Genomic DNA, 23,260 nt, shown 5'->3' with positions numbered 1-23,260 from the left:
GGGGTGTAGGTCGGTCAGCGCGCGGCGGTCTGCGCCTCGGCCACCAGCTCGGCCAGTTCGGCGAGGGTGGGCTGGACGATGAACCGGCCGTCGGCGGCCGAGTCCCGCAGGCCGAAATGGGCGGCGACCTTGCCGAGCATCTCCGCCCGCTTCAACGAGTCGATCCCCAGATCCGCCTCCAGATCCGCGTCCCCCGTGATCGCCTCCGCCGGATACCCCAGCGTCGTCGCGTACAACTGGCGCAACTCCTCCAGCACCCCCGCCGCGTCCACCACCGGGACAGCGGCGGGCACAGGCGCGGGGACAACGGCGGGGGCGGGGGCGGGGCCACCCGACTGCTCGCCCAGGGCGGTGGCCACCAGTTCGGCCAGTTCAGCGAGGGTGGGCTGGACGATGAACCGGCCGTCGGCGGCCGAGTCCCGCAGGCCGAAATGAGCGGCGACCTTGCCGAGCATCTCCGCCCGCTTCAACGAGTCGATCCCCAGATCCGCCTCCAGATCCGCGTCCCCCGTGATCGCCTCCGCCGGATACCCCAGCGTCGTCGCGTACAACTGGCGCAACTCCTCCAGCACCCCCGCCGCGTCCACCACCGGGACAGCGGCGGGCACAGGCGCGGGGACAACGGCAGGGGCGGGGGCCGCCCCGGCTCGCCTCGCCGCCCGCACCGTCGGCTCGGCGGCCACGTCCGGTACGGAGCGCAGGACCAGCCCCGACAGCCCGGCCCTCCCGCACTCCACGAACCGGCTCGCCCCGGCCGCGTGCAGTTCCCGTACCGCCGCCAGGAAGCGGACGGGCGCGGTCAGCTGGCGTACGAGCAGGGCCTTGAGGTCCGTGGCGTCGCTCAGGTACCCCTCGGCCACCGGCGAGTACACCGTCCGGCGCAGCGGCCGCTGCGCGAGCCCGGCGATCGCCTCCCCGAACGCCTGCGCGGCGGCGCCCAGCAGCGGGCTGTGGAAGGGGAAGGGTGCGTTGAGGCGGGTGGCCCGGGCGCCCAGCGCCTCGGTCAGCCGCATCACGGTTCCCACCGCCTCCTCCGGCCCCGACACCACCGTCTGCCGCGGCGCGTTGGACACCGCCACCGCGAGGCCCGGCACGGCCGCCGCGCCCACCAGGTGGGCGGCGCTCCCGGCGGGGAGCTCCAGCGCGGCCATCGCGCCGCCCTGCGGGCAGTGCGCGAGGAGCGCCTCGGACCGGTGGCACACCAGCCGGGCGCCGTCGGCCGTGTCGAAGGCGCCGGCCAGGGTCAGGGCGGCGATCTCCCCCATGCTGTGCCCGACCAGGACGTCGGGGGTCTGCCGTTCCTCGGCCAGCCGGGCACAGGCCACCGCCGCGGCGAACACGGCGAGCTGGAGCGCGAAGGAGTCCGTCCGTACGAGCTCGGCGGCGCTCGGGGACCCGGGGTCGGTCAGCAGGCCGCGGACCCCGCCGCGCCCGAACTCCCCGGCCACCCGGTCGACCGTGCGCAGCACCTCGGCCACCGCGGGCGAGTCGGCCTCGGCCGCGAGGATGCCCGGGGTGTACGCACCCTGTCCCGGCAGGAGAAATACCGTGTCAACCGCTGTCTTCATCCCTCGTCCTCGTCCTCGTTCTCGTTCTCGCTCGCGTGTCGGGGTCAGTCGCAGGGGCGGGTGGTCACCAGGTCACGGGCAGCCGGCGGACGCCGTAGATGACCATGTCGTGGCGGAACGGCAGGTCTTCGAGCGACTCGGCCAGCCGGAGCGTGGGCAGCCGCTTGAACAGCCCCGCGAAGACGGCCGACAGCTCGACCCGGGCGAGGGTGAGTCCGATGCACTTGTGGAAGCCGTGCCCGAACGCGACGTGGCGCTGGGGTGCCTCGCGGTGGATGTTGAAGGCGTCCGGGTCCTCGAACACGGACCCGTCGCGGTTCGCGGTGTTGAGCATGACCAGCACGCCCTCGCCCTTGTGGATCACCTCGCCGCCGACCTCGATGTCCTCGGTCGCGGCGCGCGGCAGCCCGGCGTGGTTGATCGAGAGGTAGCGCAGCAGTTCCTCGACGGCGGTCGGGAACAGCGCCGGGTCCGCCTTGAGGTCCTCCAGCTGGTCGGGGTGTTCGAGCAGGGTGGCCACCCCGAGGCCGATGGTCTGGACGAGGGTGTCGTAGCCGGACAGCAGGATCACGGCGGCCATGCCGACGAACTCGTCGTGGGTGAGCTTGCCCGCCTCCTCGTGCGCGACGAGCTTGCCCAGCATGTCGTCGGTCGGGTTCTGCTCCTTGGCGGTGACGAGCTGGTCGAAGTAGCCCATCAGTCCGATCGCGGCGGCCACCGACTGCTCGGGGGTGCTGCTGCGGTCCAGGATGGTGTCGGCGAGCGGGACGAAGACGGCGTGGTCCTCGTACGGCACGTTGAGCAGCTCGCACATGACCGTCGCGGCCATCGGCAGGGCCAGCTCGCGGATGAGGTCGGCCTCGTTGCCGCCGCTGACCATCCGGTCGACGAGCCCGTCCAGGATGCTCTCCATCCGGGGCCGGTGCGCCTCCATCTGGCTGATCATGAAGTCGCGGGTGACGAGGCGGCGCAGGCGGGTGTGGTCCGGCGGGTCCTGGTAGAGGAAGAACCCGGCGGGCAGCGGGCCGTCGCCCGCGATGTACGAGGGGTAGCCGGGGGTCTGGGGGTCCGAGCTGAAACGCACGTCGGTCAGGACGTTCCGGACGTCCTCGTGGCTGGTGACCATCCACACGAGCTGGCCGTCGGGCATCCGCACCCGGAAGACGGAGCGGTCGGCGGTGAGCTCGCGGTAGGCGGGCGGCGGGTCGAGGGGGTGGGCCCTCGGCATCGGGAAGTCGGGTATCGCGGCTGTGGTCATGGCGGGCTCTCCACGGGCGGTGAGGGACGTACGGGCGGGGGTGCGGGCGGCGGGCCGGGCTCAGGACCCGGCGGCGCGGCCGGGCGGAGGCGGCAGGAAGCCGGTCTCGACGAAGTAGTCCAGGTAGATGTCGAAGAGCGCGCCGTCGACGGGCTTGGCCTCGATGCCCGATCCGGCGAGGGCCGCGCGCAGGTTGGCGGTGTCGAAGACCGGCAGGCTGCCCTCGTAGCCGACCTCCTCGGCGGGCTGGTCCACGCCGAACAGCGGGAGGTAGGGCGCGAGTTCGTTCTCCTCGCCGCGTTCGATCGCCGCGATCAGCTCGCGGTACCAGTCCCGGTAGTCGAGTCGGCGGATCGGGTAGCCGTAGGCGATGACCAGGTCGAAGAGGTCGTTCATGTTCATCGCGTTCGCGCTGGGCAGGTTGTGCACGATCTCGTCCCGGATCCCGCCGAGCGCGCTGTGCACGACGGAGGCCGCGCAGTAGTCCACGGGCACCAGGTCGAGCAGCAGGTCGTAGTCGAGGCAGGCGCCGAGCTGGACGCAGCCCTTGACGAGGTGGTTGATGAAGGTGTCGGTGGAGCAGGCGCCGGTCACCTGCGAGCCGGTGATCGCGCCCGGCCGGTAGACGTGCGTGGGGACGCCGCGTTCGCGCGCGGCCGTCATCAGGCTGTCGGCGACCCACTTGGACTGCCGGTAGCCGCCGGTCACGTCCTGCGGGCTGACGAGCGCCTTCTCCTCCCAGACCTGCTCGCCCCGCAGGTGCACGGGGTAGACGCCGATGGTGGAGATGAAGTGCACGGGCTTGACCCGCGTCTTGCAGGCGAGCCGGAGCACTTCGAGCGCCCCGAAGACGTTGACGGGCTTGATCTGCTGGTAGGGCGTGATCCAGCTGGAGACCGCGGCATTGTGGATGATCATCTCCACCTCCGCCGCGAGCTCCTCGTACACGGCCCGGCGCAGCCCGAAGTACGGCCGCCCGGTGTCCCCGGGGACACCGGTGACGCGTTCCGCGTCGCCGTCGCGGAGCAGGCCGTACTCGGAGAGCGTGGCCCGGACCCGCTCGCCGGCCTGCTCGGGGCCGTCGGCGCGGACGAGTACGTACACCCGGGCCGTCGAGCGGTCCAGCAGCTCGCGCAGCAGGAAGGCGCCGGTGTAGCCGGTACCGCCGGTGAGCAGGACCGTCCGGTAGGGGGTCGTCGACGGCGGGAGCGCGCCCGGCTCGGGGACGATGTCCTCGGGCAGCACCGCGTCCGCGAGGAGCTCCTCGTCGGAGACGCCGCGCGGGTTGCCCGCTCCGGTGACCGAGGGGTCGGCCTCCGAGGTGACCATGCGGGCGAGCTGGGCGACGGTCGGGTCCTCGAACATCCGGCGCAGGTCGAGGCGGACGTCGTAGACCTCGCGGACCTGCGAGGACATCTGGAGCACGGAGAGCGAGTCGCCGCCGAGCTCGAAGAAGCTGGTCTCGACGCCGACCTTCGACAGGCCCAGCAGGTCCTGCCAGATCCTGGCGAGCTGGGTCTCCACCGCGTTGCGCGGGGCGACGTAGGCGGTGGCGGCGGGCTCGTCGCCGGTCAGCGCGGGGAGCGCGGAGCGGTCCACCTTGCCGTTGGGCAGCTTGGGCAGTTCCGGGAGCACGACGAAGTGCGCCGGGACCATGGCCTCGGGCAGGTGGGTACGGGCGTAGGCGCGCAGGGTGGAGCGCAGTCCCGCCGCCCAGGACGAGGTGAGCGGGTCGTTGGCCAGCTGGCGGTTCGTGCTCATGCGCGGTCCTCGGGGTTGGCGGGGGCGGCAGCGGCGGGGGCGGCGGGGGCGAACACCGCGTCGAAGAGGTCCAGGCGGCCGTCCCGGCCGACGAGGGTGCGGACCGTCCGGTCCGACCGCGCGGCCAGCGCGACGATGTCCTCGGGGTGCACGCCCGCCTCCTCGTCCACCTCCCACAGGACCCGTTCGAGGTCCCAGGCGGTGGCGTTCCCGTCGAGGGCGGCGAGCGCCCGGACGGCGGCGGTGGGGCGGGCGAGCCGCTGGTTGGGGATGCCGGTGACGGTGAGCGGGCCGCCCTCCTCGGCCAGGCGCCCGCGCAGGGACTCCAGGCCGTCGGGGAGCGCGCTCCAGGCCGTCCGGACGCCCGCGGAATCCGGCTCGGCCGCGGCCGGGGCGGCGCCGTCCGTGACGAGCAGCGTCACGTCGTAGCGGAAGCCGGTCAGCTCGTTGTCGGCCCGGCCCCGCTTGAGTTCGACGCGCACCTCGGCGACGGCCTCGTGCTCGGCCGCGAACTCCCGGAAGAAGGCCGGGGAGAGGCACAGTTCGCGCTCCTCCTGGGACTGCCTGGCGATCGCGGACCTGATCTCCTCGGCGGTGCTCAGCATCCCGGAGCGGTGCAGCTGCACGGCGGTGTGGAACTGCGGCAGCAGCTCCACCGCGCGGACGTCGCCGATGAAGACGGCGCCTCCCGGCCGGACCGCGCGCACCGCGTCGCCGAGGACGGTGCGCAGGTAGTCCGTGCCGGGGAAGTACTGCGCGACGGAGTTGACGACGACGGTGTCCAGGCTGCCGGGTGCGAGGTCCGCGAGGTACTCGGGCCCGGACCGCCGCAGCCGTACGTGGTCCGGCAGCGGCCGCCCCGGGCCCAGGCAGGCGGCGGCCTTGCGCAGCGCCGCCTCGGAGATGTCCAGGCCGTGGTACTCCTCGACCTCCTCGGCCAGGGACCGCAGGACCAGGCCGACGCCGACGCCGACGTCCGCCACGGCGGTCGGCTCCAGAGCCCGTACGCGCTCCACGGTGTACGCGAGCCACTCCCGCATCTCCGCCTCGGGGATCGGCTCGCCCGTGTAGCTGCTGAGCCAGCCGGCGAACTCCGACGGCTCCCCGCTGTCCTCCCCGGAAGCCGTGTACGCCCCCTCCCACACCTCGCTCCAGCGGCGTACGTGCGCCTCCTGCACGGAGGTGTCGCCCAGGGAGGCGGCGGGCGAGACGTAGGCGACGAGCTCCGCGCCGTTCACGCCTTCCACGGCGGTCACGGCGACGGCGTCGAGCTGGGGGTGGCGGGAGATGACGCTCTCGACCTCGTCCGGCTCGACCCGGTGGCCGAGGATCTTGACCTGCCGGTCGACCCGGCCGAGGAACTCGATGCTGCCGTCGGCGCGCCAGCGCGCCCGGTCACCGGTCCGGTAGAACCGGCCGCCTCCCGGGGCCCGCACGAACCGCTCCGCGGTGAGGTCCGGGCGGCCGATGTAGCGGGCGGCGACGCCGGCGCCGCCGATCCACAGTTCGCCCGAGACGCCGATCGGCACCTCGTGGCCGTGCGCGTCGACGACGCGCACGGTGGTGTTCGCGATCGGGCGGCCGATGGAGATGTTGCCGGCGTCGGCGTCGCGCTGCCGGTCCAGGCGGTGCACGGTGGACCAGATGGTGGTCTCCGTCGGGCCGTACATGTTGAAGACCCCCACGTCGGGCAGGGCCCCGAGGAGCCGCTGCGCGAGACCCGAGGGGAACGCCTCGCCGCCGATGAGCAAGGCGCGCAGCTCGCGCAGCGACTCCAGCGCGGCAGGCTCGGCCGCCACGGCGGTCAGCAGCGACGGGGTGCCCTGGAGCAGGGTGACGCGGTGGCGGCGGCACAGCTCGGCGAGGGAGTGGCGGTTCTCGGCGACCTCCTCCTGATGCGCGTCGCGGAGCTTGTCGACCCAGGTGAGGGACTCCAGTACCTCGTCGGGGGCGACACCGAAGTCGACGAGGCAGGCCACCTCGTCCACGCCCGCCGCGGCGAGCGAGCGGACCAGCTCGGCGCAGGCCTCGGGCGACCCGAACAGGCCGGACGTCTCGAAGTACCGGTCGATGGCGAGGTCGACGACGGCTTCGAGCTGCTCCTCCGCGTCCATCTCCGGGAAGTCCTGGCCGGTGGTGGCGAACATGGTGCGCCACAGTTCGGTGGAGCTCAGCAGGTAGTCGCGGAACGGCGCGCGGGCCCGCTTGCGGGCGTACTCGGTGTCGTCCGACATGAAGGTGTGCACCATGACGGTGACCTGGCCGGGGCCCTCGTGGCCCGCTTCCTGCCGCGCCAGCCGGTAGGCCTTGATCTTCTCCGCCAGGTCGGCGGGGGCCTGGCCCAGCAGGTGGGTGAGCAGGTTGGCACCGGAGGCGCCGGCCTTCTGGAACGTCTGCACGGTGCCGACGGAGGTCAACCAGATCGGCGGCTCCGCCTGGACGGGCGCCGGGAAGATCCGTACGTCGACGGTCTCGCCGCTGCCGCCGGTGCGGGGGACGCTGCCGCCGCGCCACAGTGTGCGGAACTCCTCGATCTGCTCGCTCATCCGCTGCTTGCGGTCCGCGAAGCCGTCCGGCCGGAGCACGAAGTCGTTGGAGTTCCAGCCCGCGGCGAAGGCCAGGCCCACGCGGCCGTTGGAGAGGTTGTCGACGAGCGACCACTCCTCGGCGATGCGGACCGTGTCGTGCAGGGGCGCCACCACGCTGCCGGAGCGCAGGGCGATCCGGTCGGTGACGGTGGCCAGCGCGGCCGACATCACCGACGGGTTGGGGTAGAGGCCGCCGAAGGCGTTGAAGTGCCGCTCGGGCGTCCAGACGGCCTCGAAGCCGTGCCGGTCCGCGAACTTGGCGGCGTCGACCACGAGCCGGTAGCCCTCCTGGTTGGACAGTCCGGCGGAGGCCGCGAAGAAGAAGAGGCTGAAGCCGACGGGCTGTTCGGCGGCGTCGCCCTGCTGGACCAGGTTGTTGATCACACGCTCGCCGGCGACGACGACCTTCGCGCCGCGGGTCAGCGGCCACAGCAGTTCGAGGACGGAGATGTCGAAGGAGACGCTGGTGACCGCGAGCACGACGTCCTGCGGTCCGCAGCCCACCCGCTCGTCCATGCCGGCGAAGAAGTTGACGGCGTTGCGGTGGCGGATCTCCGTGCCCTTGGGCCTGCCGGTGGAACCGGAGGTGTAGATGACGTACGCCGGGTCCTCGCCGGTCGTCGCGTGCGCCGGAGCCGGGGGCGTGCCGGGCCGCGCCGCCACGGCCGCGGCGTCGTCCAGGACGTCGACCACGCGGGGAGCGGTGATCCCGGCGGGCGCACCAGGCCCCTTGACCAGGCAGCTGATGGCGGCGTCGGTGGCGATGTCCTCCAGCCGGCCGCGCGGGAAGGACGGGTCCATCGGTACGTACGCGGCGCCCGCCTTCATCACGGCGAGCAGGGCCACGACCAGGTCGGCGCCCCGGCGCAGGCTGACGCCGACCAGGTCCCCGCGTACGACGCCCAGCGCGGCCAGGTGGTGGGCCAGCCGGTTGGCGCGCGCCTCCAGTTCCCCGTAGCCGACCTCCTCGTCGCGGTGGGCGAGGGCGACGGCGTCCGGGTGGGAGCGGGCCCGCTCCTCGAAGAGCCGGTGCACGGTGGCGGCCTCGTCGTACGGCACGGCGGTGTCGTTCCACCGCGCGAGGCGCGCCCGCTCCGCCTCGCCCCGCAGGTCCGCAGCGGCCGGGGACTGCGGCCGCAGGGCCACGGCGAGCAGGGCCTGCTCGTAGTAGCCCGCGAGGCGGTCGCAGAACTCCTCGGGCAGGACGGCGAGGTCGCAGTCCAGCCAGAGCTGGAGGTCGCCCCGCTCCGGCTCGACCAGGAAGTTCACGGCCAGCGGGTAGTTGGTCTCGGCGACGCCCACGGTCAACGTCATCGCCCCGTCGGCGGCGGACCCGGCACCGGCCGCGCCGCGCCCGCCGTCGAGGTGGAAGTCCATGAAGTTGACGTAGCTGTCCAGGCGCAGGGCCTCGCCGGCGTCGTGCTGCATCTGCGCGTACGGGTAGCGGCGGTGGGCCATGGAGCGGCGCTCGTGGTCGAACACGCGGCGCGCGGTCTCCACGAGGGTGGCCCCCGACAGGTCCAGGCGCAGCGGCAGGGTGTTGAGGAAGACGCCGATGCTCTCGTCGCCGCCGGCCTCCTCAAGGCGGCCGTTGGCGACGACTCCGGTGAGTACCTCGTCGCCGCCGCCGACCAGCCGCAGGACCGCGAGGTGCGCGGTGGCGAGCAGGGACTTGAGCGGCAGGCCCTCGCGCCGGGCCAGCGCCCGCAGCGCGTCGGCGGTGGCGGCGCTCAGCGGGACGTCGTAGCGCTGGTTGACGACGGAGGCGCCGGCCGGCGAACCGTCGGCCGGGGTGCGGGCCGCCAGCGGGGTGTGCTCGACGCCGGCCAGCAGCTCGGTCCAGTACGCCCGGGACTCCTCGGAGGCGAGCGCGGCGCGCTCGGCGGCGACGAAGTCGCGGTACGTGGACGCCACCGCGGGCAGCGCGAGCCGCGTCCCGGCGCGACGGGCCCGGTAGTGGTCGACGATCTCCTCCAGCATCCGCATGTCGCTCCAGCCGTCGAGGACGACGTGGTGCTCGATCACGGACAGCTGGAAGGCCTCGGGGCCGCAGGGGTGGACCGCGAACTTCAGCAGCGGGGCCGACTCGGGGTCGAAGTGGGTGAACTTGGCGCGCTCCACCCAGTCCTCGACGGCTTGGCGGCGGCCCTCCTCGGACAGCGCCGTGAGGTCCTCGGCGAGGTCCACCGGCGCGGTGGCCTCGCGGTGGACGAGCTGGAGCGGCTCGGAGTAGCGCGCCAGGTCGAAGGAGCAGCGCAGTGAGGGGTGCCGGCGGAAGGTGTCCTGGACGGCGGCGCGCACCGCGCCGAGGTCCAGGGCGCCCGCGACCCGTACGGAGGTCACGACCCGGTAGACGGAGGAGTCGTCGGCGAAAGCGGCGTGGAAGAGCATGCCGGCCTGCATGGCGCTGAGCGGGTACGCGTCGTCCAGGCCGTCCGGGAGCAGGGCCCGGTCCGCCGCGCTGAGCAGCGCGAACGGCTCGGTGCGGCCGGCGGGGTCCGCGTCGGCGAGGGGGCGTACGTGGCGGGCCAGTTCGCGGACGGAGGGGTCCCGGAAGAGCTCGGCCACGTCGAAGGTGTGGCCGTGGCGCTCCAGTTCGGCGCGGACCCGGATCGCGTGCATGGAGTCGCCGCCGAGGGCGAAGAAGGAGTCGTCGATGCCGGCCGCGGCCGACCCCAGGACCGCGCCCCACGCGTCGAGGAGCAGCTGCTCCACGGCGGTGGCGGGCCGGGCGGCCTCGGCCGGGCGCCCTCCGGGCAGCGGCAGCGGCAGCGCCTTGGTGTCGAGCTTGCCGTTCGGCAGCAGCGGGAGGGCGTCGAGCCGGGTGTAGTGCGCGGGGACCATGTACGCGGGCAGGCGCTCGCGCAACCAGTCCGCGAGCTCGGCGTCGGGGACCGGGGCGCCCTCGGCCACCACGTGGGCGACGAGCCGGCGCTGTCCGGCCTCGTCCTGCGGCGCGGTGACGGCGGCCCGGGCCACGGCGGGGTGGCTCAGCAGCACGGACTCGATCTCGCCGGGCTCGATGCGGAAGCCGTGCACCTTCACCTGGTGGTCGAGGCGGCCCCGGTAGAGCAGGACCCCGTCCTCGCGCAGTACGGCCAGGTCGCCGGTGCGGTAGAGCCGGCCGGGGCCGAAGGGGTTGGGTACGAAGCTCCGCTCGGTCAGGTCGGGCCGGTTGACGTACCCGGTCGCGACCTGGACGCCGCCGATGTACAGCTCGCCCGGGACGCCGAAGGGCAGCGGCCGGCCGGCCGCGTCCAGGACGTACAGGCCGGTGTTGGCCACGGGACGGCCGATCGGGACCGGGCCGGCGGCGTCCTCGGGGCGGCACTGCCAGTGGGTGACGTCGATGGACGCCTCCGTGGGCCCGTACAGGTTGTACAGGCCGGGGGCGCCGGCCCCCTCCGCGGCGTTCGTGCCGTAGACCTCGAAGAAGCGGCCGACCGTCTCGGGGCGCAGGGCCTCGCCGCTGCACACGACCCGGCGCAGCCCGGGCAGCGGGGCGGCGGCCGGTTCGGCGAGGAACAGGTCGAGCATGGACGGTACGAAGTGCACGGTGCTGATGCCGTGGTCGCGGACGGCGTCCGCGAGCGCCCTCGGGTCGCGCTGCGCGCCGGGCGCGGCGAGGTGCAGGGAGGCTCCGGTGAGCAGCGGCCAGAAGAACTCCCACACCGAGACGTCGAAGGTGAACGGCGTCTTCTGGAGCACCCGGTCGTGGGCCTGCAGCCCGTACTCCTCCTGCATCCACAGCAGGCGGTTCACCACGCCCCGGTGCGGGACGGCGACGCCCTTGGGGCGGCCGGTGGAGCCGGAGGTGTAGATGACGTACGCGGTGTCGCCGGGGCCGGCGCGGTCCGGCAGCGGACCCGCGGCGGGCAGCCCGGGCAGCGTACGGTCCACGGCGACGACCTCGGCGGCGGTGCCGGCGAGCGCCGGGGCCAGGTCCGAGCGGCTCAGCACAACGCGGGCGGCCGAGTCCTCGATCTGGAAGGCGAGTCTGGAGGCGGGGAGTTCGGGGTCGAGCGGCAGGTACGCGGCGCCCGCCGACAGGACGGCGAGGAGCGAGACGACCAGGTCCAGTGAGCGTTCGCCGTGCACGCCCACGACGTCCCCGGCGACGACGCCCCGGGCCCGCAGGTGGGCGGCGAGCGCGCGGGACCGGTCGACGAGCTCCCGGTAGCGCAGGGAGGCTCCCTCGACCGTGGCGGCGACCGCGTCCGGGGTCCGCGCGGCCTGCTCCTCGACGAGCTGGTGCAGGGTCCGTTCGAGGTCGTAGTCCCGTACGTACGGGGCCGCGCCGCCCAGCAGCCTGGCCCGTTCCTGGGAGGTGAGCAGCTCCGTACGGCCGATGGTGGTGCCGGGGCCGGAGCGGGTCACGGCCTCGAAGAACGCGGCGAAGCGGCGGCGGTGGCCGGCGAGCGCGGCGGGGTCGTGCAGCTCCGGGTTGCCGTCGAAGGCGACGCGCAGGTCGCTGCCGTCGTTGCCGCCGAAGAACTCGACGAGCACGTCGCGGACCGGGCCGGAGGGCAGCTGGTGCACGGTGCCGCGCAGACCGCCGAAGGCGATCTCGCCGTCGAAGGTGACGACGTTGACGAGCACGCCGGGGGTGTCGGCGGAGGCGCCGTCGACATCGCCGCCGGGGCGGCGCAGCTGCCGGTGGAGCTCCTCGCCCCGGTAGCGCTGGCGCGCCAGCAGCTCGCTGACCTTGGCGGACACCTGCTGGACCAGCTCGCCGAACTCCATGTCGGAGCGCACGGTCAGGCGCAGGGGCAGGACGTTGGCCAGCATGCCGGGCGTGGTCAGGGCGGTCCGGGTGGTGCGGGCGCGGACCGGCAGGCCGATCACGACGTCCTCGCGCTGCGTGACCCGGTGCAGGTAGGCGGCGGTCGCGGCGAGCGCCACGGGCGACCAGTGCGTGCCGTGGCTCGCGGCCGCCGCACCGGCCCCGGCGACGCGTACGAGGGGCTCGGTACGCAGTCCGGGCGGCGCGGCGGGGTCGGCGGCCCGGTCCGCGAGGGTCAGCGGGCCGGCCTGGCCGGCGGAGCCGGCGAGCCAGTACGCCTCGTCGTCGGCGTACTGGCCGGACGCGCGGTACTCGCGCTCCTCGGCCAGCAGGTCGGCGAGCGAGCCGGAGAGCCGGGGCCGGGCCGGGCGGCCCTCGGCGAGGGCGGAGTAGATCTCGGCGAGCCGGCGCCAGTGGACGACCTGGCCGTATCCGTCCAGCACGATGTGGTGGTAGCGGAAGTAGAACAGGCAGTGGTCCGGTGCGATGCGCAGCAGGGCGTGCGCGAACAGCGGCCCGGACAGCAGGTCGACGGGAGTGGCCAGGTCGGCCGCCATCCAGCGCTCGGCCGCGCGGCGGGCGTTGGGCTCGTCGCGCAGGTCCACGGTCCGCAGGGCGGCGCCGGGGTGTGGGGCGGCGGTGTCCTCGGCGCTGCCGGTCTCGGCGGCGGCGTCCTCGGCGGCGGTGTCCTCGGGCAGGAACTGCCAGGGGACGCCGTCGCCGTCCTCGCGGAACACCACCCTCAGCGCGTCGGCCTCGGCCACGGCGCGGCGCACGGCCTCGGCGAGCAGCCCGTCGTCGACACGGCCGCGGATCTCGACGTAGCCGCCGAAGTTGTGGAGCGCCCCGCCGGTATCCATCTGGTGCGCGATCCAGATTCCCTGCTGCGCGGCGGACAAGGGAAAGCGATTCCCAGCGAAGGCACTCACAGTTCACCCCTCTTTTGGTTCTTGGACATGGGCGTGCGCTCGCCGGACGATGAATCGTCCGCGATATGAGACAACGCCACAAAAAGGCCGCACGCCACGGAGCCCGAGCGCCGTCGAGCAATGCGCGAGCCCGTGAAAAACAGCCGGAACGCGACATCACAACGCGCCCGTGCGGATATCCCGCAGATAGTGCCCCCGTCAACTGCTTTACGCAGCGACCTTGCTCAACATGTAGGCCCCCCCAGGCAGTTGGCAGGTCGAAAAGACCATGGTTTCCGGCTCGGCATTGAGCCAGTCAGTCCGGCAACATCACATAGACAGCGGGCGAGGATGTCAACAGTCGCCCCCACGGCGCCGACGCCTCGGAACCCGCCGATCTTTACCTCTTCTTTACTGCTGATTGGCGTCCCTCTGATTGTGTTTCACACATATGCGGCTGCCGGACGCCTGTTCCATCGCCCTGAGTCCCCACAGCATCACGGCAGGTGAGCTTCGAGATCGTCGAGAAATCGCCAGAGAGTTGTCCTATTGGCCACCACGGTTGGCCGAAACCCCGCAGTCCCGAGGTATCCCATAGACGGCCCCGCGACAGGGGCAGATCTTTTCGGCGGATGGTTTAGCGGCAGCTCGGGACGATTACCGGCAGACCCGGAGCTTCCGGTACCGCCCGCGCGCACGAATCGGCGTGGGAATGACACATCGGCCGAAACGGAACCTTCGGGCGGTGAAGGGCGGACCTGCCGACGGCGGCGGGTCAGCGGGAGCACCGCGCTTAGGGTGGGGCGCATGGAGTCCTACACCATCGGACAGGCCGCCCAGCTGCTGGGCGTCAGCGTCGACACCGCCCGCCGATGGGCGGACGCGGACCGCTTCCCGACCCACCGGGACGGCAACCGCCGGATGGTCGCGGGACCCGATCTCGCCGCGTTCTGCGTGGCCGCCGCGCGGGAGGGCGCCGAGGGCGAGGACGTCCCGCGCACCTCCGCGCGCAACGCCTTCCCCGGCATCGTCACCGCCATCACCCTCGGCGACGTCGCGGCGCAGGTCGAGATCCAGGCCGGCCCGCACCGGGTGGTGTCCCTGCTGACCCGCGAGGCGGTCGAGGAACTCGGCCTGGAGGTCGGCATGCGCGCCACGGCCCGCGTGAAGTCCACCAGCGTCCACATCGACCGGCACTGACCCCCCGCGGACCCCCCGGGAACCGGCCGCCATCGCCGCTACGGCGACGCAGGCGTAGCGCCCGGGTCCCGCCCCGGTTCACCGCAGGTCGGGGCCGCCCGCGTCGGCGAGCTCGCCCAGCACGCTGATCGCCTCGTCCGCGTCGTCGGCGTCGTCCGGGCCGTCCGCCCCGCCCGCGGCGTCCGCGCCTGCTTCGGGAGCGAATCCGTCCGCTTCCCCGTCACCGAGATGCGGATACTTGTCCAGAAGGAACCGCCGCCGGTACGCCGTGTCGGCGGCGTCGACGATCCCTTCCAGCGTGGTCCAGTTGAGCGTGCCCCCGACGATGATCCCGAACGCGGGTACGGCTTTGCCGAGCCCCTTCTTGGTCAGGCGGAAGCCGAAGGCCTTCGCGAACTGGGCGGAGACCTTGGTGACCACCGCGTCGTTGAGGACCGCCCACGTCTGACCGCGGACGAGGGCTTGCGTCAGCCGGGAGATGTCGGCCAGCGCGGCGGCCTTGGCCGTGGCCGACGTGGCCGTCCCGGCATTGACGACGGACATCACGAAGAGCTTCTCGCCCGGCTCCTCGGGGTCGTAGCCGTAGAGCAGCGAGATCTGCCCGACGGAGCGGGAGGCGAGTGCGAGGACGACTGCGGCATCGGCTGCGAAAGCGCCCACGATCGCACCTCCCGAGGGCGCTGCCGCAGCGCCGGCGGAGGCGACGGTGACGAGCTGCCCTCCGGAGATCGCAAGCCCCGCGCCCGCTCCCGAGAGCGCCGCGGCGGCCGGGTAGTACCAGCTCGCCGTTCGTCCGCGCACGGCGTCGATCTGCTGGAGGTCGAGGCGGCGCAGGTCGGACAGGGACGCCACGTCGTGCCCCCGCTTCTGGTGGAGCGCCACCGTGCGCTTGGAGGACAGTCCCGCGCGCGAGACCCGGCCCACCGTCTGCCGCACCGACTGGAAGGCGGTACCGCTCCAGTCCGGGAGCGCGTCGGCGGCTCCGCGGGCCCCGGCGCTGACCTTGTGAGCGCCCTTGGCAACGATTCCCTGGCCGCGCGAAACCGCGGATTGCGCCCGCGGGTGGTTCTCCAGGTACTTCGTGGCACGCTTGCCGATCTCCGCGGCGCCGGTGGCCACTTGCTCGCCGGCGTTCCTCACCGTTCGCGACAGCGGTCGGCCCTGGAACCGTTCGACGTCACGCCATGCCGCAAGCTCGTACTCCGAGGGGGTAGCCATGCCGCGACCGTACTGGCCCCGCCCGCCGCGCGATGCCGGAATGGCGCACTCCAGGCCCCGCCCCCCGGCAGCCGGCCCAAAGCGGCCGGCCGCGCGGGTGGGCGGCCGCCCGATCCACGACCCGTGACCGCCCTCCCCGCACCAGGCGGGGTAACCCCTCACCTGCGCACCCTCACCCGCTACACTGACGGCGGCGTTCCAGTCCACTGGCACACCACCGGATCAGCGGGCCCACACGCCCGGGACCCGAATCCCCGCCTTCGTAGCTCAGGGGATAGAGCACGGCTCTCCTAAAGCCGGTGTCGCAGGTTCGAATCCTGCCGAGGGCACAGACCGCGAGAGGCCCCCCGTTCACGAGGACGGGGGGCCTCTCGCCGTTCCCGGCCCATGTGGGCGCGGTCCGGGCGTGGTTAGGATGGGGGGGTGTCGCGTGACGCCGTTCACTGAGATGTGGGCCGGGCGGTGGTTGGGCGGGCACTTGTTTGAAGGGCCGGGATCATGGGCTTCCACGCCACCGGTTACGGGTGATCTCCCGCGGTTGTCTCGCTGCCATCGCACGCACACACCGTGAGGAACCCACACTCCGTGTCATCGTTCGCTGAATTCAACGCATCCGTCATCGCCGAGTTCCGGGCCAACGCCGGGCGGGTCGGCGGGCCCTTCGAGGGCTCCGAGCTGATCCTGCTCACCACCACCGGCGCCCGGTCCGGGAAGCCGCACACCGTCCCGCTCGGGTTCGTCCGCGGCGACGGGTCCCAGCTGCTCGTCGTCGCGTCCGCCGCCGGGGCGGACCGGCACCCCGCCTGGTACCACAACCTGCTCGCCCTCCCCCTCGTCCAGGTCGAGACCGGGACCCAGGAGTACGAGGCCGTCGCCGTGCCCGCCCAAGGGGCGCTGCGGGAGGAGCTGTTCGCCCGCGTCGTACGCGAGGAGCCGGGGTACGGGGAGTACCAGGAGCGGACCGCGCGGGTGCTTCCCGTCGTGGCGCTCCAGCGCACCCACGAGGTCGACTCCGGGGAGCCCGGGATCGCGGGGAAGCTGCTCGACGTCCACGGCTGGCTGCGGGCCCAGCTGGCCCTGGTACGCGAGGAGGCGGCCCGCGGCGGCGCCGCGCCCGCGGCGCTCACGCTGCAACTGCGGCAGCACTGCCTGGCGTTCTGCCACACGCTGGAGTTCCACCACCGGAGCGAGGACGCCGGGATGTTCCCCTACCTGGAGCGGCAGCACCCCGGCATGGGGGAGTTCTTCCGGCGCATCGCGGCCGAGCACGAGGTCATCGCGGGGCTCAAGGAGGAGTTGGTACGGGCGCTGGACGGGCCCGGGGCCGGTCTCAGTGAGCGGGTGGAGCGGCTGAGCCGGGAGCTGGAGGCCCATCTCGACCACGAGGAGGATCAGTTGCTGCCCGTGCTGCGGGCGCTGGAGGGGTGACACGCGGGACTCCGGGGCGGGCCGGCCGACCGGGCCGGTCCCGCCCCGGGCCCGACGCCCGTGGTCCCAGCGACGGGCACGAGCCACGCGGCGCCACGGATCAGCTTCGGACTCGGATCAGCTCGGACTCGGGTCAGCTCAGGCCCCGGCTGCGTTCGCCGATGCGGTCGCCCTGTGGAGTGCCGGCCCGCTTGAGGTCCGCCTTCGTGTGCGCTCCGCCCTTCACCTTGCTCCGCACCGGACCCTCGAAGCCGTGCCCCTGCGCGCGCGGCACCTGGACCTGGAACTGGTCCTGCGCCTTCGCGATGGCCGCCTGGACGTCATGCCTCTGCTCTTTGCTCATCCCGTCGTCAACTCCCTCGGGAAGCACCCAATCGGACTACTCGGATCGTATGCAGATATACGGACCAACGCACCCGGACCGGACGTAAAGAATTTCGGATCAAGGACGCTACGCGTCCGGTGCCGGCCGCTCCGGCGCCCCCAGCACCTGGTGGATCAGCTCCTCCGGGCAGGGCGTCCCGCGCGGCAGCTGGTACTTCGCCGCCACTCGGTACTCCCCCGGCGCCGCGACCAGCAGCTCCGTCCACACGTCGCCCGCCGCGTCGGGAGCGGCCTTGAACAGGCAGCCGGCCGTGTTCGCGTACTCCTTCGGGAGCGCGCTCCCGCCCCCGCCGCCGCTCCGCGCCTTCGACGCGAAGGTCTCCTGCGGCGGCGGCACCGCCTTGCCCGCCCCGTCCACCAGCCCCAGCCACGGCGAGTGCGGGATCCGCACCAGCACCCGGCCGGGCTCCTTGACGTCCACCACCAGCTGGTCGGCGCTCGCGCGCACCACGCTCGCCGGCCCGGCCACCAGGTCGGTCGGCCGGTGCACCTTGAAGAGCTGCCAGTTCTTGTCGCCCCACACCTGCTGGAGGTAGGGCAGCTCCCCCTCCCGCACCAGCTTGGCCTCGTCCTTCCCGCCCTCGTCGGGTGTGTCGGCGGGCAGGACGACGTAGTGCACCGCCCAGCGGTTGAGCCAGTCGCGGTACGTCTCGGCGGTGAGGGTGTCGTCGTAGAAGAGCGGGTTCCGCTCCAGGTCCGCCTGCCGGTTCCAGCCGCGGGCCAGGTTGACGTACGAGGGGAAGGCCGAGGACTCCCGGTGGCTGCTGGCCGGCACCACCTCGACGCGGCCGCGCTCGGCGCCCGCCTTCTGCAGCTGGTCGACCAGCGGGGCCAGCTCCCGGTTCCAGGCCGCGACCGGGGTGGTGCGGACGATGTCCGTGATGCTGTTGGTGGTGATCCACAGGTTCACCCCGGCGAAGGCCAGCACCAGGGCGTACCAGCGCCGCGAGCGCGGTGCCGCGTAGGGGAGGGCGGCGATCAGCACGGCGCCGCCGAACAGCATGGCCAGCCGGGTCACGTTCGAGCCGACCTGCGAGTCGACGGCCCAGGTCAGGAACACGCCCAGGGCGTAGACGCCGGCGGCGATGCGGACGGTCTTCCACTTCCTCGGTACGAGCACCAGCACCGCGACCGCGGCCGCGAACGGCAGCGCCGCCGAGCCGAGCCGCATCGGCTGGGTCCCGGAGAAGGGGAAAAGCCAGGCCGACAGCCCGACCACGGCCACCGGCGCCAGCCCCAGGGCGTACGCCCCCGGGCGCCGCCGGCTCAGGAACAGCGCGGCGGCGACCACCCCGAGGAACAGCCCGGCGACCGGGCTGGAGGCCGTCGCGAGGCCCGCCAGCGGGGCCGCCGCGGCGGCCTTCGCCCAGCGCCGCTCGGCCCATTTGCGGGGCCAGCAGAAGACGGCGGCGACCGCACCGAGGGCGAACAGCACACCGAGGCCGAAGGTGACGCGGCCCGACAGGGCGTTGCAGAACAGTCCGAAGACCCCGGCGAGGGCGGGCCACAGCGGCTCGCGGACGGCCCCCCGGCAGCGGGTGAGGATCAGCGCGAGCAGCCCGGCCGAGACGGTGCCCGCGACCATCATCGTGGTCCGGACGCCCAGCACGTGCATGAGGTAGGGCGAGACCACGCTGTACGAGACGGGGTGCATGCCGCCGTACCAGGCGAGGTTGTACGCCGAGTCGGGATGGCGTCCGACGAACTCGGCCCAGGCGTCCTGCGCGGCGAGGTCGCCGCCACTGTTGGCGAAGGTGAAGAACCAGACGACGTGCAGCAGCCCGGCGAGGACGGTCGCCACGAGCACCGGGTGCCGCCGGGCCGCGTCGAGGACCCGCCCCGCCGCGCCGGACCCCGGGCGACGCCCACCGGGGACACCGGGGACACCAGGGACCCCGGACGCCCCGGACGCCCCAGACACCCCGGACGCCCCAGACACCCCGGACACTCCTGCCGTCCCGGACACCCCTGGCACCCCCGGCACCCCCTCGTCCGCCGACGGAGGGGGTCCGAGGCGCGGGTTCTGCTGCTCAGCGGTGGTCACTGCCGTACTCCCCAACACCCGAGTCCACACCCGTGGACGTCACACGCACACGCACACGCGGGCGTCCGCGCATCCGTACCGACACCCGCACCGGTCCTCCCGCCGTCGCATTCGCACAGTCGTTCGGGTGCACGTACGAGCGGCGGGTGTCGTCCCCCGTGCCAAGACGCGCTCCGGCGCCCCGGGGTTGCCCGGGACGCCGGAACCACGCTCTCACCGACGGTCAGCCGACGCGCGTCAGCTTGCTGCCGAGGCCCGGCGCGGCGAGGTCGCCCTGGAGCACCACCGGCACCTTCACCTGGCTGGCTCCCTCACCGACGGTCAGCACGCCGACCTCGGTACCGGCCTTCGCCGTCTGCGGCATCGTGCCGCCGCCGTCCGCCAGCTTGACGGCGACGGTCAGACCGCCCCAGCCGACCGCCTGCACGTCGGCGGTCGCGACCACCGGGGTCCGGCCGCCGAGCCCGTCGTCCACGTAGCCGACGACATCGCCCTTCTTCACGACGGGGGCGCCTTCGAGGGCCTTCTGGGTGGCCTGCATCAGCCGCTTGCTCTCGGCGAGCACGCTGTCGATGATCGGCGGCTTGTGCTGGCCGAGGACGGCTCCGACGATCAGCTGGTTGGTGTTGCCGATCTTCTTCTGGGCGGCGAAGAGGAGGTTCCCGCCGGCCTTGGTGGTCGTTCCGGTCTTGATCCCGAGGGCGCCGGTGGCGCCGGTCAGGCCGTTCCAGTTCCGCCAGTTCTTGCCGGAGGGGTCCACCCAGCTGGTCTTCTTCGTGATGTCCAGCAGCGTTTCCATCTCGACCAGCCGCAGGCCCAGCTTGACCTGGTCCTCGGCGGTGCTGACCGTCGTCGCGTCCAGACCCGAGGGGTCCGTGTACGTGGTCTTGGTCATGCCGAGTTCCTTGGCGGTGTCGTTCATCTTCTTGACGAACGCCTCCTGGGAACCGGCGTCCCAGCGCGCCAGCAGCCGGGCGATGTTGTTGGCCGACGGGATCATCAGGGCGGCGATCGCGTCGTACTCAGAGATCTTGTCGCCCTCCTTGACCGTGTCGAGGGTCGACTCGTTGTCGGTCGAGTTGTTCTTCTTGCCCTCGGCCTCGGCCGTCCTGTCGACATCGATCATCTCGCCCTGCTCACCCTTCTTGATGGGGTGGTCGCGCAGGATGATGTACGCCGTCATCGACTTGGTGACGCTCGCGATCGGCACGGGCTTCTGCTCGCCGGACTGGCCGAGCGTGCCCAGACCGGCGGCCGCCATGTACGCCTGGCCCTCGGCGGGCCAGGGCAGCTCGGGCTTGGCGCCGGCGAAGGCGTACGAGGACTTCGCGGTCATGACGAGCTTCGGCTCCGGCAGCGGGCGCACCAGCTGCACGACGGCGAGGACCACGGCCAGGAGCACGACGAGCGGGGCGTAGATCTTGACCCGCCGGACGGCGGTACGCAGCGGGCTCGGCGGCGGGGGCGGGTTGTTCGTGAGGTCCGCCAGCATGTCGAGCGGCGGCTTCGGCGGCAGGGGCTGCTGGGTGGTCCGCTCGGGCGACTCCGCCGGCGCCGGGCCGCGCGTGGCGGCCGTCCTCGGCGTGGAGGCGGGCGCGGGCTGGGAGGCGGAGGCGGGCGCGGGAGCAGGCGCGGGCTGGGAGGCGGGCGCCTCGGCCGGCTTCGGAGCCGCGTCGTCCGTACGCAGCGGTACGAAGGTACTGGCCTTCGGCGGCGCGGCATCGGGCCGGACCGCGCGGAAGACCGCCGTGCGCTCGCTGTCGGCGGACCCGGCGGACGCCGCGCGCTCCGCGGCGGCCGACTCGGTCCGCTCAGGGGCGGCGCCGGCACCGGAAGCGGTCCCGGCGGCCGGACGGGCGACGGGCGACTTCCCCGGCGCGGAGGACGCTCCCCCCGGAGCCGGAGTGCCCGCCGGCGCGGAAGCGGAAGGGGCCGCGGAACCGGACGCCGGCGTGAAGGCCCGGAACACCGCCGTGCGCTCGCTGTCGGCCGGCTCGGTGGCGGTCGGCCGCGACCGGCTGGAACCGGAATCCTCTCCGGCCGGCACGGCATCCGGCTTGAAGGCCCGGAAGACGGCGGTCCGCTCGCTGTCGGCCGGCTCCCCGGCGGACGGCTTCGGCACCTCGGCAGCCGGCGCGGAAGGCGGCTTGACCGTACGGAACACAGCGGTGCGCTCGCTGCTCGCGGGCTCCTCGGCGGCGCGCTCCGGCTTCTCGGAGGCGGCCGCGTCGGCGTCGGCCGAAGGCAAGGGGCTGGGGGCGGAGGAGGCCGAAACGGAATCCTCCGCCGGCGATGCGGCGGCCGGCTTCGCCACCCGGAACACCGCCGTGGCGCCGTCCTCGGCTGGCTCGCCCCCGACGGCGGAACCGGAACCCGCGGGCTGCGCGGTGTCCGCGCCGCGTACGCCGGGACCGGGCGCGGCGGCGGACCCCTTGCCGGCGTCCTCGCCGGCCTCGGCCGAGGCGACCCAGGCCGCCACCGCCTCGCGCAGCGGATCCCGCCGCCGGGCATCGGCGTCGGCAGCGCCGTCGCTGGCGCCGTCGGCATCCTCGCCGCGCTCGGCCGCCCCCTCGGGCTCGGCCGCGACAGCCCCGGAATCCTCCGGCTCGGACGCCTCGGGCCCGGACGCTACGGACCCGGACGCGCCGGCCTCGGGCTCAGCCGCATCAGCATCCGCATCCGCATCGGACGACCCCTCGGACTCAGCCGCGTCAGCCCCGGCCGCGCCGGCCCGGGGCTCAGCCGCGCCGGGTCCAGCCGCGCCCGACTCAGCCGCCGCGCGCTCGGCCGCATCGGCCTCGCTCGCATCAGCCTCGGCCGCACCCGCGTCAGCCTCGCTCGCGTCCGCCCGGGTCGCCGCCCCGGCGTCCGCGCCAGGCGTGGCCGAACCGGGGCGGGGCCGCGCGGCTCCGCCCTCCGGCTCCCTCGGGCGGAACACCGAGAGCCTCGGGTCGTGGTCCGCGGAGGACTGCGCCGCCCCCGGCGCTCCTTCATCAACCGACTTGTCGGGGGACTCGCCCGCCACCAGTTCCTCCTCCATCGCCGCCACGTCCGGCTGTCCGAATGTCTAACAGTGTCCCGTCTCGGGGGCATCGCCCCCGTGCTGGACGAGAACGACATAGCTGCGGGTTCCGCCACAAACCGGCCACGCGCTCTCGACAGATGAATGTGAGAGGCGTCACCCTGTCACTCATCCACGCGGGGAGGCATGGATGGGCAGGAGCCGCAGAACAATTCCGGAGGAGCTTCTACTGCTCGCCCTGGACCCGGCAACGGGTACCACGGCGCAGCCGCAGTCGCTCGACCTCGGCCTGGCCGGGGCACAGCTAGTGGAGCTGGCTCTGGCAGGACGGATAGCCCCTGACGGGGATCGTATCGCCGTGGTGATGCCACGGCCGACAGGAGATCCGACTCTGGACTCCGCACTGGAACTGCTGCGCAGACGCGGCAGCCCGGTTCGGGCCGTCCACTGGATCGGTGGACCCCGGTTGGGGCTCCGCCAGATTTACCTCGCGCACCTGGAGCGCTGCGGCATGGTCCATGCCGTCGCGGGACAGATGTGCGGGGTGCTGCCGACGACTCGCTACCAGGCGACGGACACGGCGATCAGTCGGGAGATCCGTGCCCGGCTCGACAGTGCGATCCGCACCGGCGTACCGCCGGACCCGCGGACCGCGGCGCTCGCCGCACTGGCCCACGCGGTCGGACTCGGCAAGCACCTGTACCCCGGCAACGAGGGGCGGTCGTCCAGGTCCCGGCTGCGGGACCTGATCCGGCACGACCCGATGGGCGGACTCGTGGCGCACGCCGTGATGGACGTCCAGAACGGTGTGGCGGTACAGCCCCGCCGTGACCGCCCGCCGGCACCGCCGGCCCGGGCCACGGCGAGCGGTGTCCCGCTGCAACCGCGCCGGACCGGGGCGATGGCCCGCGTGGCCGCGCACTGACCGACCGATCCACCGCTCCACCGCTCCACCGCTCCACCGCTCCACCGATCACGCTCCACCGATCCATCGCTCACCGCTCCATCGCACCGCCATCGCCGTGGCCGGGGTCCCCGAGGACCCGGCCCGGGAGCCGCCAGCGCGCGGGGTGACGGGGCCGGTTCGCCGGTCCCGTC

At 73.5% G+C, this 23,260-nt stretch carries 11 protein-coding genes and 1 tRNA gene; 4 read left to right on the top strand and 8 right to left on the bottom strand.

What is annotated here, in order from left to right:
• Positions 1 to 14: 14 nt before the first annotated feature.
• The 4 genes from ACFWUQ_RS22675 to ACFWUQ_RS22660 all read right to left on the bottom strand — a co-directional run bounded on the left by ACFWUQ_RS22675 (position 15) and on the right by ACFWUQ_RS22660 (position 12,857).
• A complete protein-coding gene (locus tag ACFWUQ_RS22675; RefSeq protein WP_384540861.1) occupies positions 15 to 1,568 on the bottom strand; it encodes an acyltransferase domain-containing protein in 1,554 nt (517 codons plus the stop codon).
• 64 nt (positions 1,569 to 1,632) lie between these two features.
• On the bottom strand, positions 1,633 to 2,826 hold the full coding sequence (locus ACFWUQ_RS22670; RefSeq protein WP_384540858.1) for a cytochrome P450: 1,194 nt from the start codon (positions 2,824 to 2,826) through the stop codon (positions 1,633 to 1,635).
• Between the two features lie 60 nt (positions 2,827 to 2,886).
• Complete coding sequence (locus ACFWUQ_RS22665) at positions 2,887 to 4,587, bottom strand: thioester reductase domain-containing protein (protein ID WP_384540855.1); 1,701 nt, start codon at positions 4,585 to 4,587, stop codon at positions 2,887 to 2,889.
• Positions 4,584 to 12,857, bottom strand: a complete 8,274-nt coding sequence (locus ACFWUQ_RS22660) for an amino acid adenylation domain-containing protein (protein WP_384540852.1) — start codon at positions 12,855 to 12,857, stop codon at positions 4,584 to 4,586. Before ACFWUQ_RS22660 ends, ACFWUQ_RS22665 begins: the two co-directional genes overlap by 4 nt.
• 816 nt (positions 12,858 to 13,673) lie before the next feature.
• Between ACFWUQ_RS22660 and ACFWUQ_RS22655 the strand changes: the two genes are divergently transcribed.
• Complete coding sequence (locus ACFWUQ_RS22655) at positions 13,674 to 14,066, top strand: molybdopterin-binding protein (RefSeq protein WP_384540850.1); 393 nt, start codon at positions 13,674 to 13,676, stop codon at positions 14,064 to 14,066.
• Positions 14,067 to 14,144: 78 nt separating this feature from the next.
• Here ACFWUQ_RS22655 and ACFWUQ_RS22650 read toward each other — a convergent pair whose 3' ends face one another.
• Positions 14,145 to 15,284, bottom strand: a complete 1,140-nt coding sequence (locus ACFWUQ_RS22650) for an EcsC family protein (RefSeq protein WP_384540848.1) — start codon at positions 15,282 to 15,284, stop codon at positions 14,145 to 14,147.
• Between the two features lie 256 nt (positions 15,285 to 15,540).
• Between ACFWUQ_RS22650 and ACFWUQ_RS22645 the strand changes: the two genes are divergently transcribed.
• Together ACFWUQ_RS22645 and ACFWUQ_RS22640 are read left to right on the top strand one after the other, a co-directional pair.
• Positions 15,541 to 15,613, top strand: a tRNA-Arg gene (locus ACFWUQ_RS22645).
• 256 nt (positions 15,614 to 15,869) lie between these two features.
• The gene (locus ACFWUQ_RS22640) at positions 15,870 to 16,712 is read left to right on the top strand and encodes a nitroreductase/quinone reductase family protein (protein ID WP_384540845.1); all 843 of its coding nucleotides are present in this window, start codon (positions 15,870 to 15,872) and stop codon (positions 16,710 to 16,712) included.
• Positions 16,713 to 16,845: 133 nt separating this feature from the next.
• Here ACFWUQ_RS22640 and ACFWUQ_RS22635 read toward each other — a convergent pair whose 3' ends face one another.
• The 3 genes from ACFWUQ_RS22635 to ACFWUQ_RS22625 all read right to left on the bottom strand — a co-directional run bounded on the left by ACFWUQ_RS22635 (position 16,846) and on the right by ACFWUQ_RS22625 (position 22,180).
• Positions 16,846 to 17,055 carry a hypothetical protein gene (locus ACFWUQ_RS22635; protein WP_384540843.1) on the bottom strand — a complete coding sequence of 70 codons (210 nt, stop codon included), beginning with the start codon at positions 17,053 to 17,055 and terminating at the stop codon, positions 16,846 to 16,848.
• Between the two features lie 108 nt (positions 17,056 to 17,163).
• Entirely contained in the window at positions 17,164 to 19,140 is a 1,977-nt protein-coding gene (locus ACFWUQ_RS22630) for an MFS transporter (protein WP_384540840.1), read from the bottom strand.
• Between the two features lie 223 nt (positions 19,141 to 19,363).
• Positions 19,364 to 22,180 carry a hypothetical protein gene (locus ACFWUQ_RS22625; protein ID WP_384540876.1) on the bottom strand — a complete coding sequence of 939 codons (2,817 nt, stop codon included), beginning with the start codon at positions 22,178 to 22,180 and terminating at the stop codon, positions 19,364 to 19,366.
• Positions 22,181 to 22,352: 172 nt separating this feature from the next.
• Between ACFWUQ_RS22625 and ACFWUQ_RS22620 the strand changes: the two genes are divergently transcribed.
• A complete protein-coding gene (locus ACFWUQ_RS22620; RefSeq protein ID WP_384540837.1) occupies positions 22,353 to 23,087 on the top strand; it encodes a GPP34 family phosphoprotein in 735 nt (244 codons plus the stop codon).
• Positions 23,088 to 23,260: the final 173 nt, after the last annotated feature.

It is taken from the genome of Streptomyces sp. NPDC058662, assembly GCF_042716255.1.
GTDB lineage: Bacteria > Actinomycetota > Actinomycetes > Streptomycetales > Streptomycetaceae > Streptomyces.
This window is presented reverse-complemented; position numbering and strand designations above follow the sequence as displayed.

Bases quoted from the DNA above. Each gene is read 5' to 3' on its own strand.
- ACFWUQ_RS22675 (WP_384540861.1), bottom strand. From the start codon at position 1,568: ATGAAGACAGCGGTTGACACGGTATTTCTCCTGCCGGGACAGGGTGCG.
- ACFWUQ_RS22670 (WP_384540858.1), bottom strand. From the start codon at position 2,826: ATGACCACAGCCGCGATACCCGACTTCCCGATGCCGAGGGCCCACCCC.
- ACFWUQ_RS22665 (WP_384540855.1), bottom strand. From the start codon at position 4,587: ATGAGCACGAACCGCCAGCTGGCCAACGACCCGCTCACCTCGTCCTGG.
- ACFWUQ_RS22655 (WP_384540850.1), top strand. From the start codon at position 13,674: ATGGAGTCCTACACCATCGGACAGGCCGCCCAGCTGCTGGGCGTCAGC.
- ACFWUQ_RS22650 (WP_384540848.1), bottom strand. From the start codon at position 15,284: ATGGCTACCCCCTCGGAGTACGAGCTTGCGGCATGGCGTGACGTCGAA.
- ACFWUQ_RS22635 (WP_384540843.1), bottom strand. From the start codon at position 17,055: ATGAGCAAAGAGCAGAGGCATGACGTCCAGGCGGCCATCGCGAAGGCG.
- ACFWUQ_RS22625 (WP_384540876.1), bottom strand. From the start codon at position 22,180: ATGGAGGAGGAACTGGTGGCGGGCGAGTCCCCCGACAAGTCGGTTGAT.
- ACFWUQ_RS22620 (WP_384540837.1), top strand. From the start codon at position 22,353: ATGGGCAGGAGCCGCAGAACAATTCCGGAGGAGCTTCTACTGCTCGCC.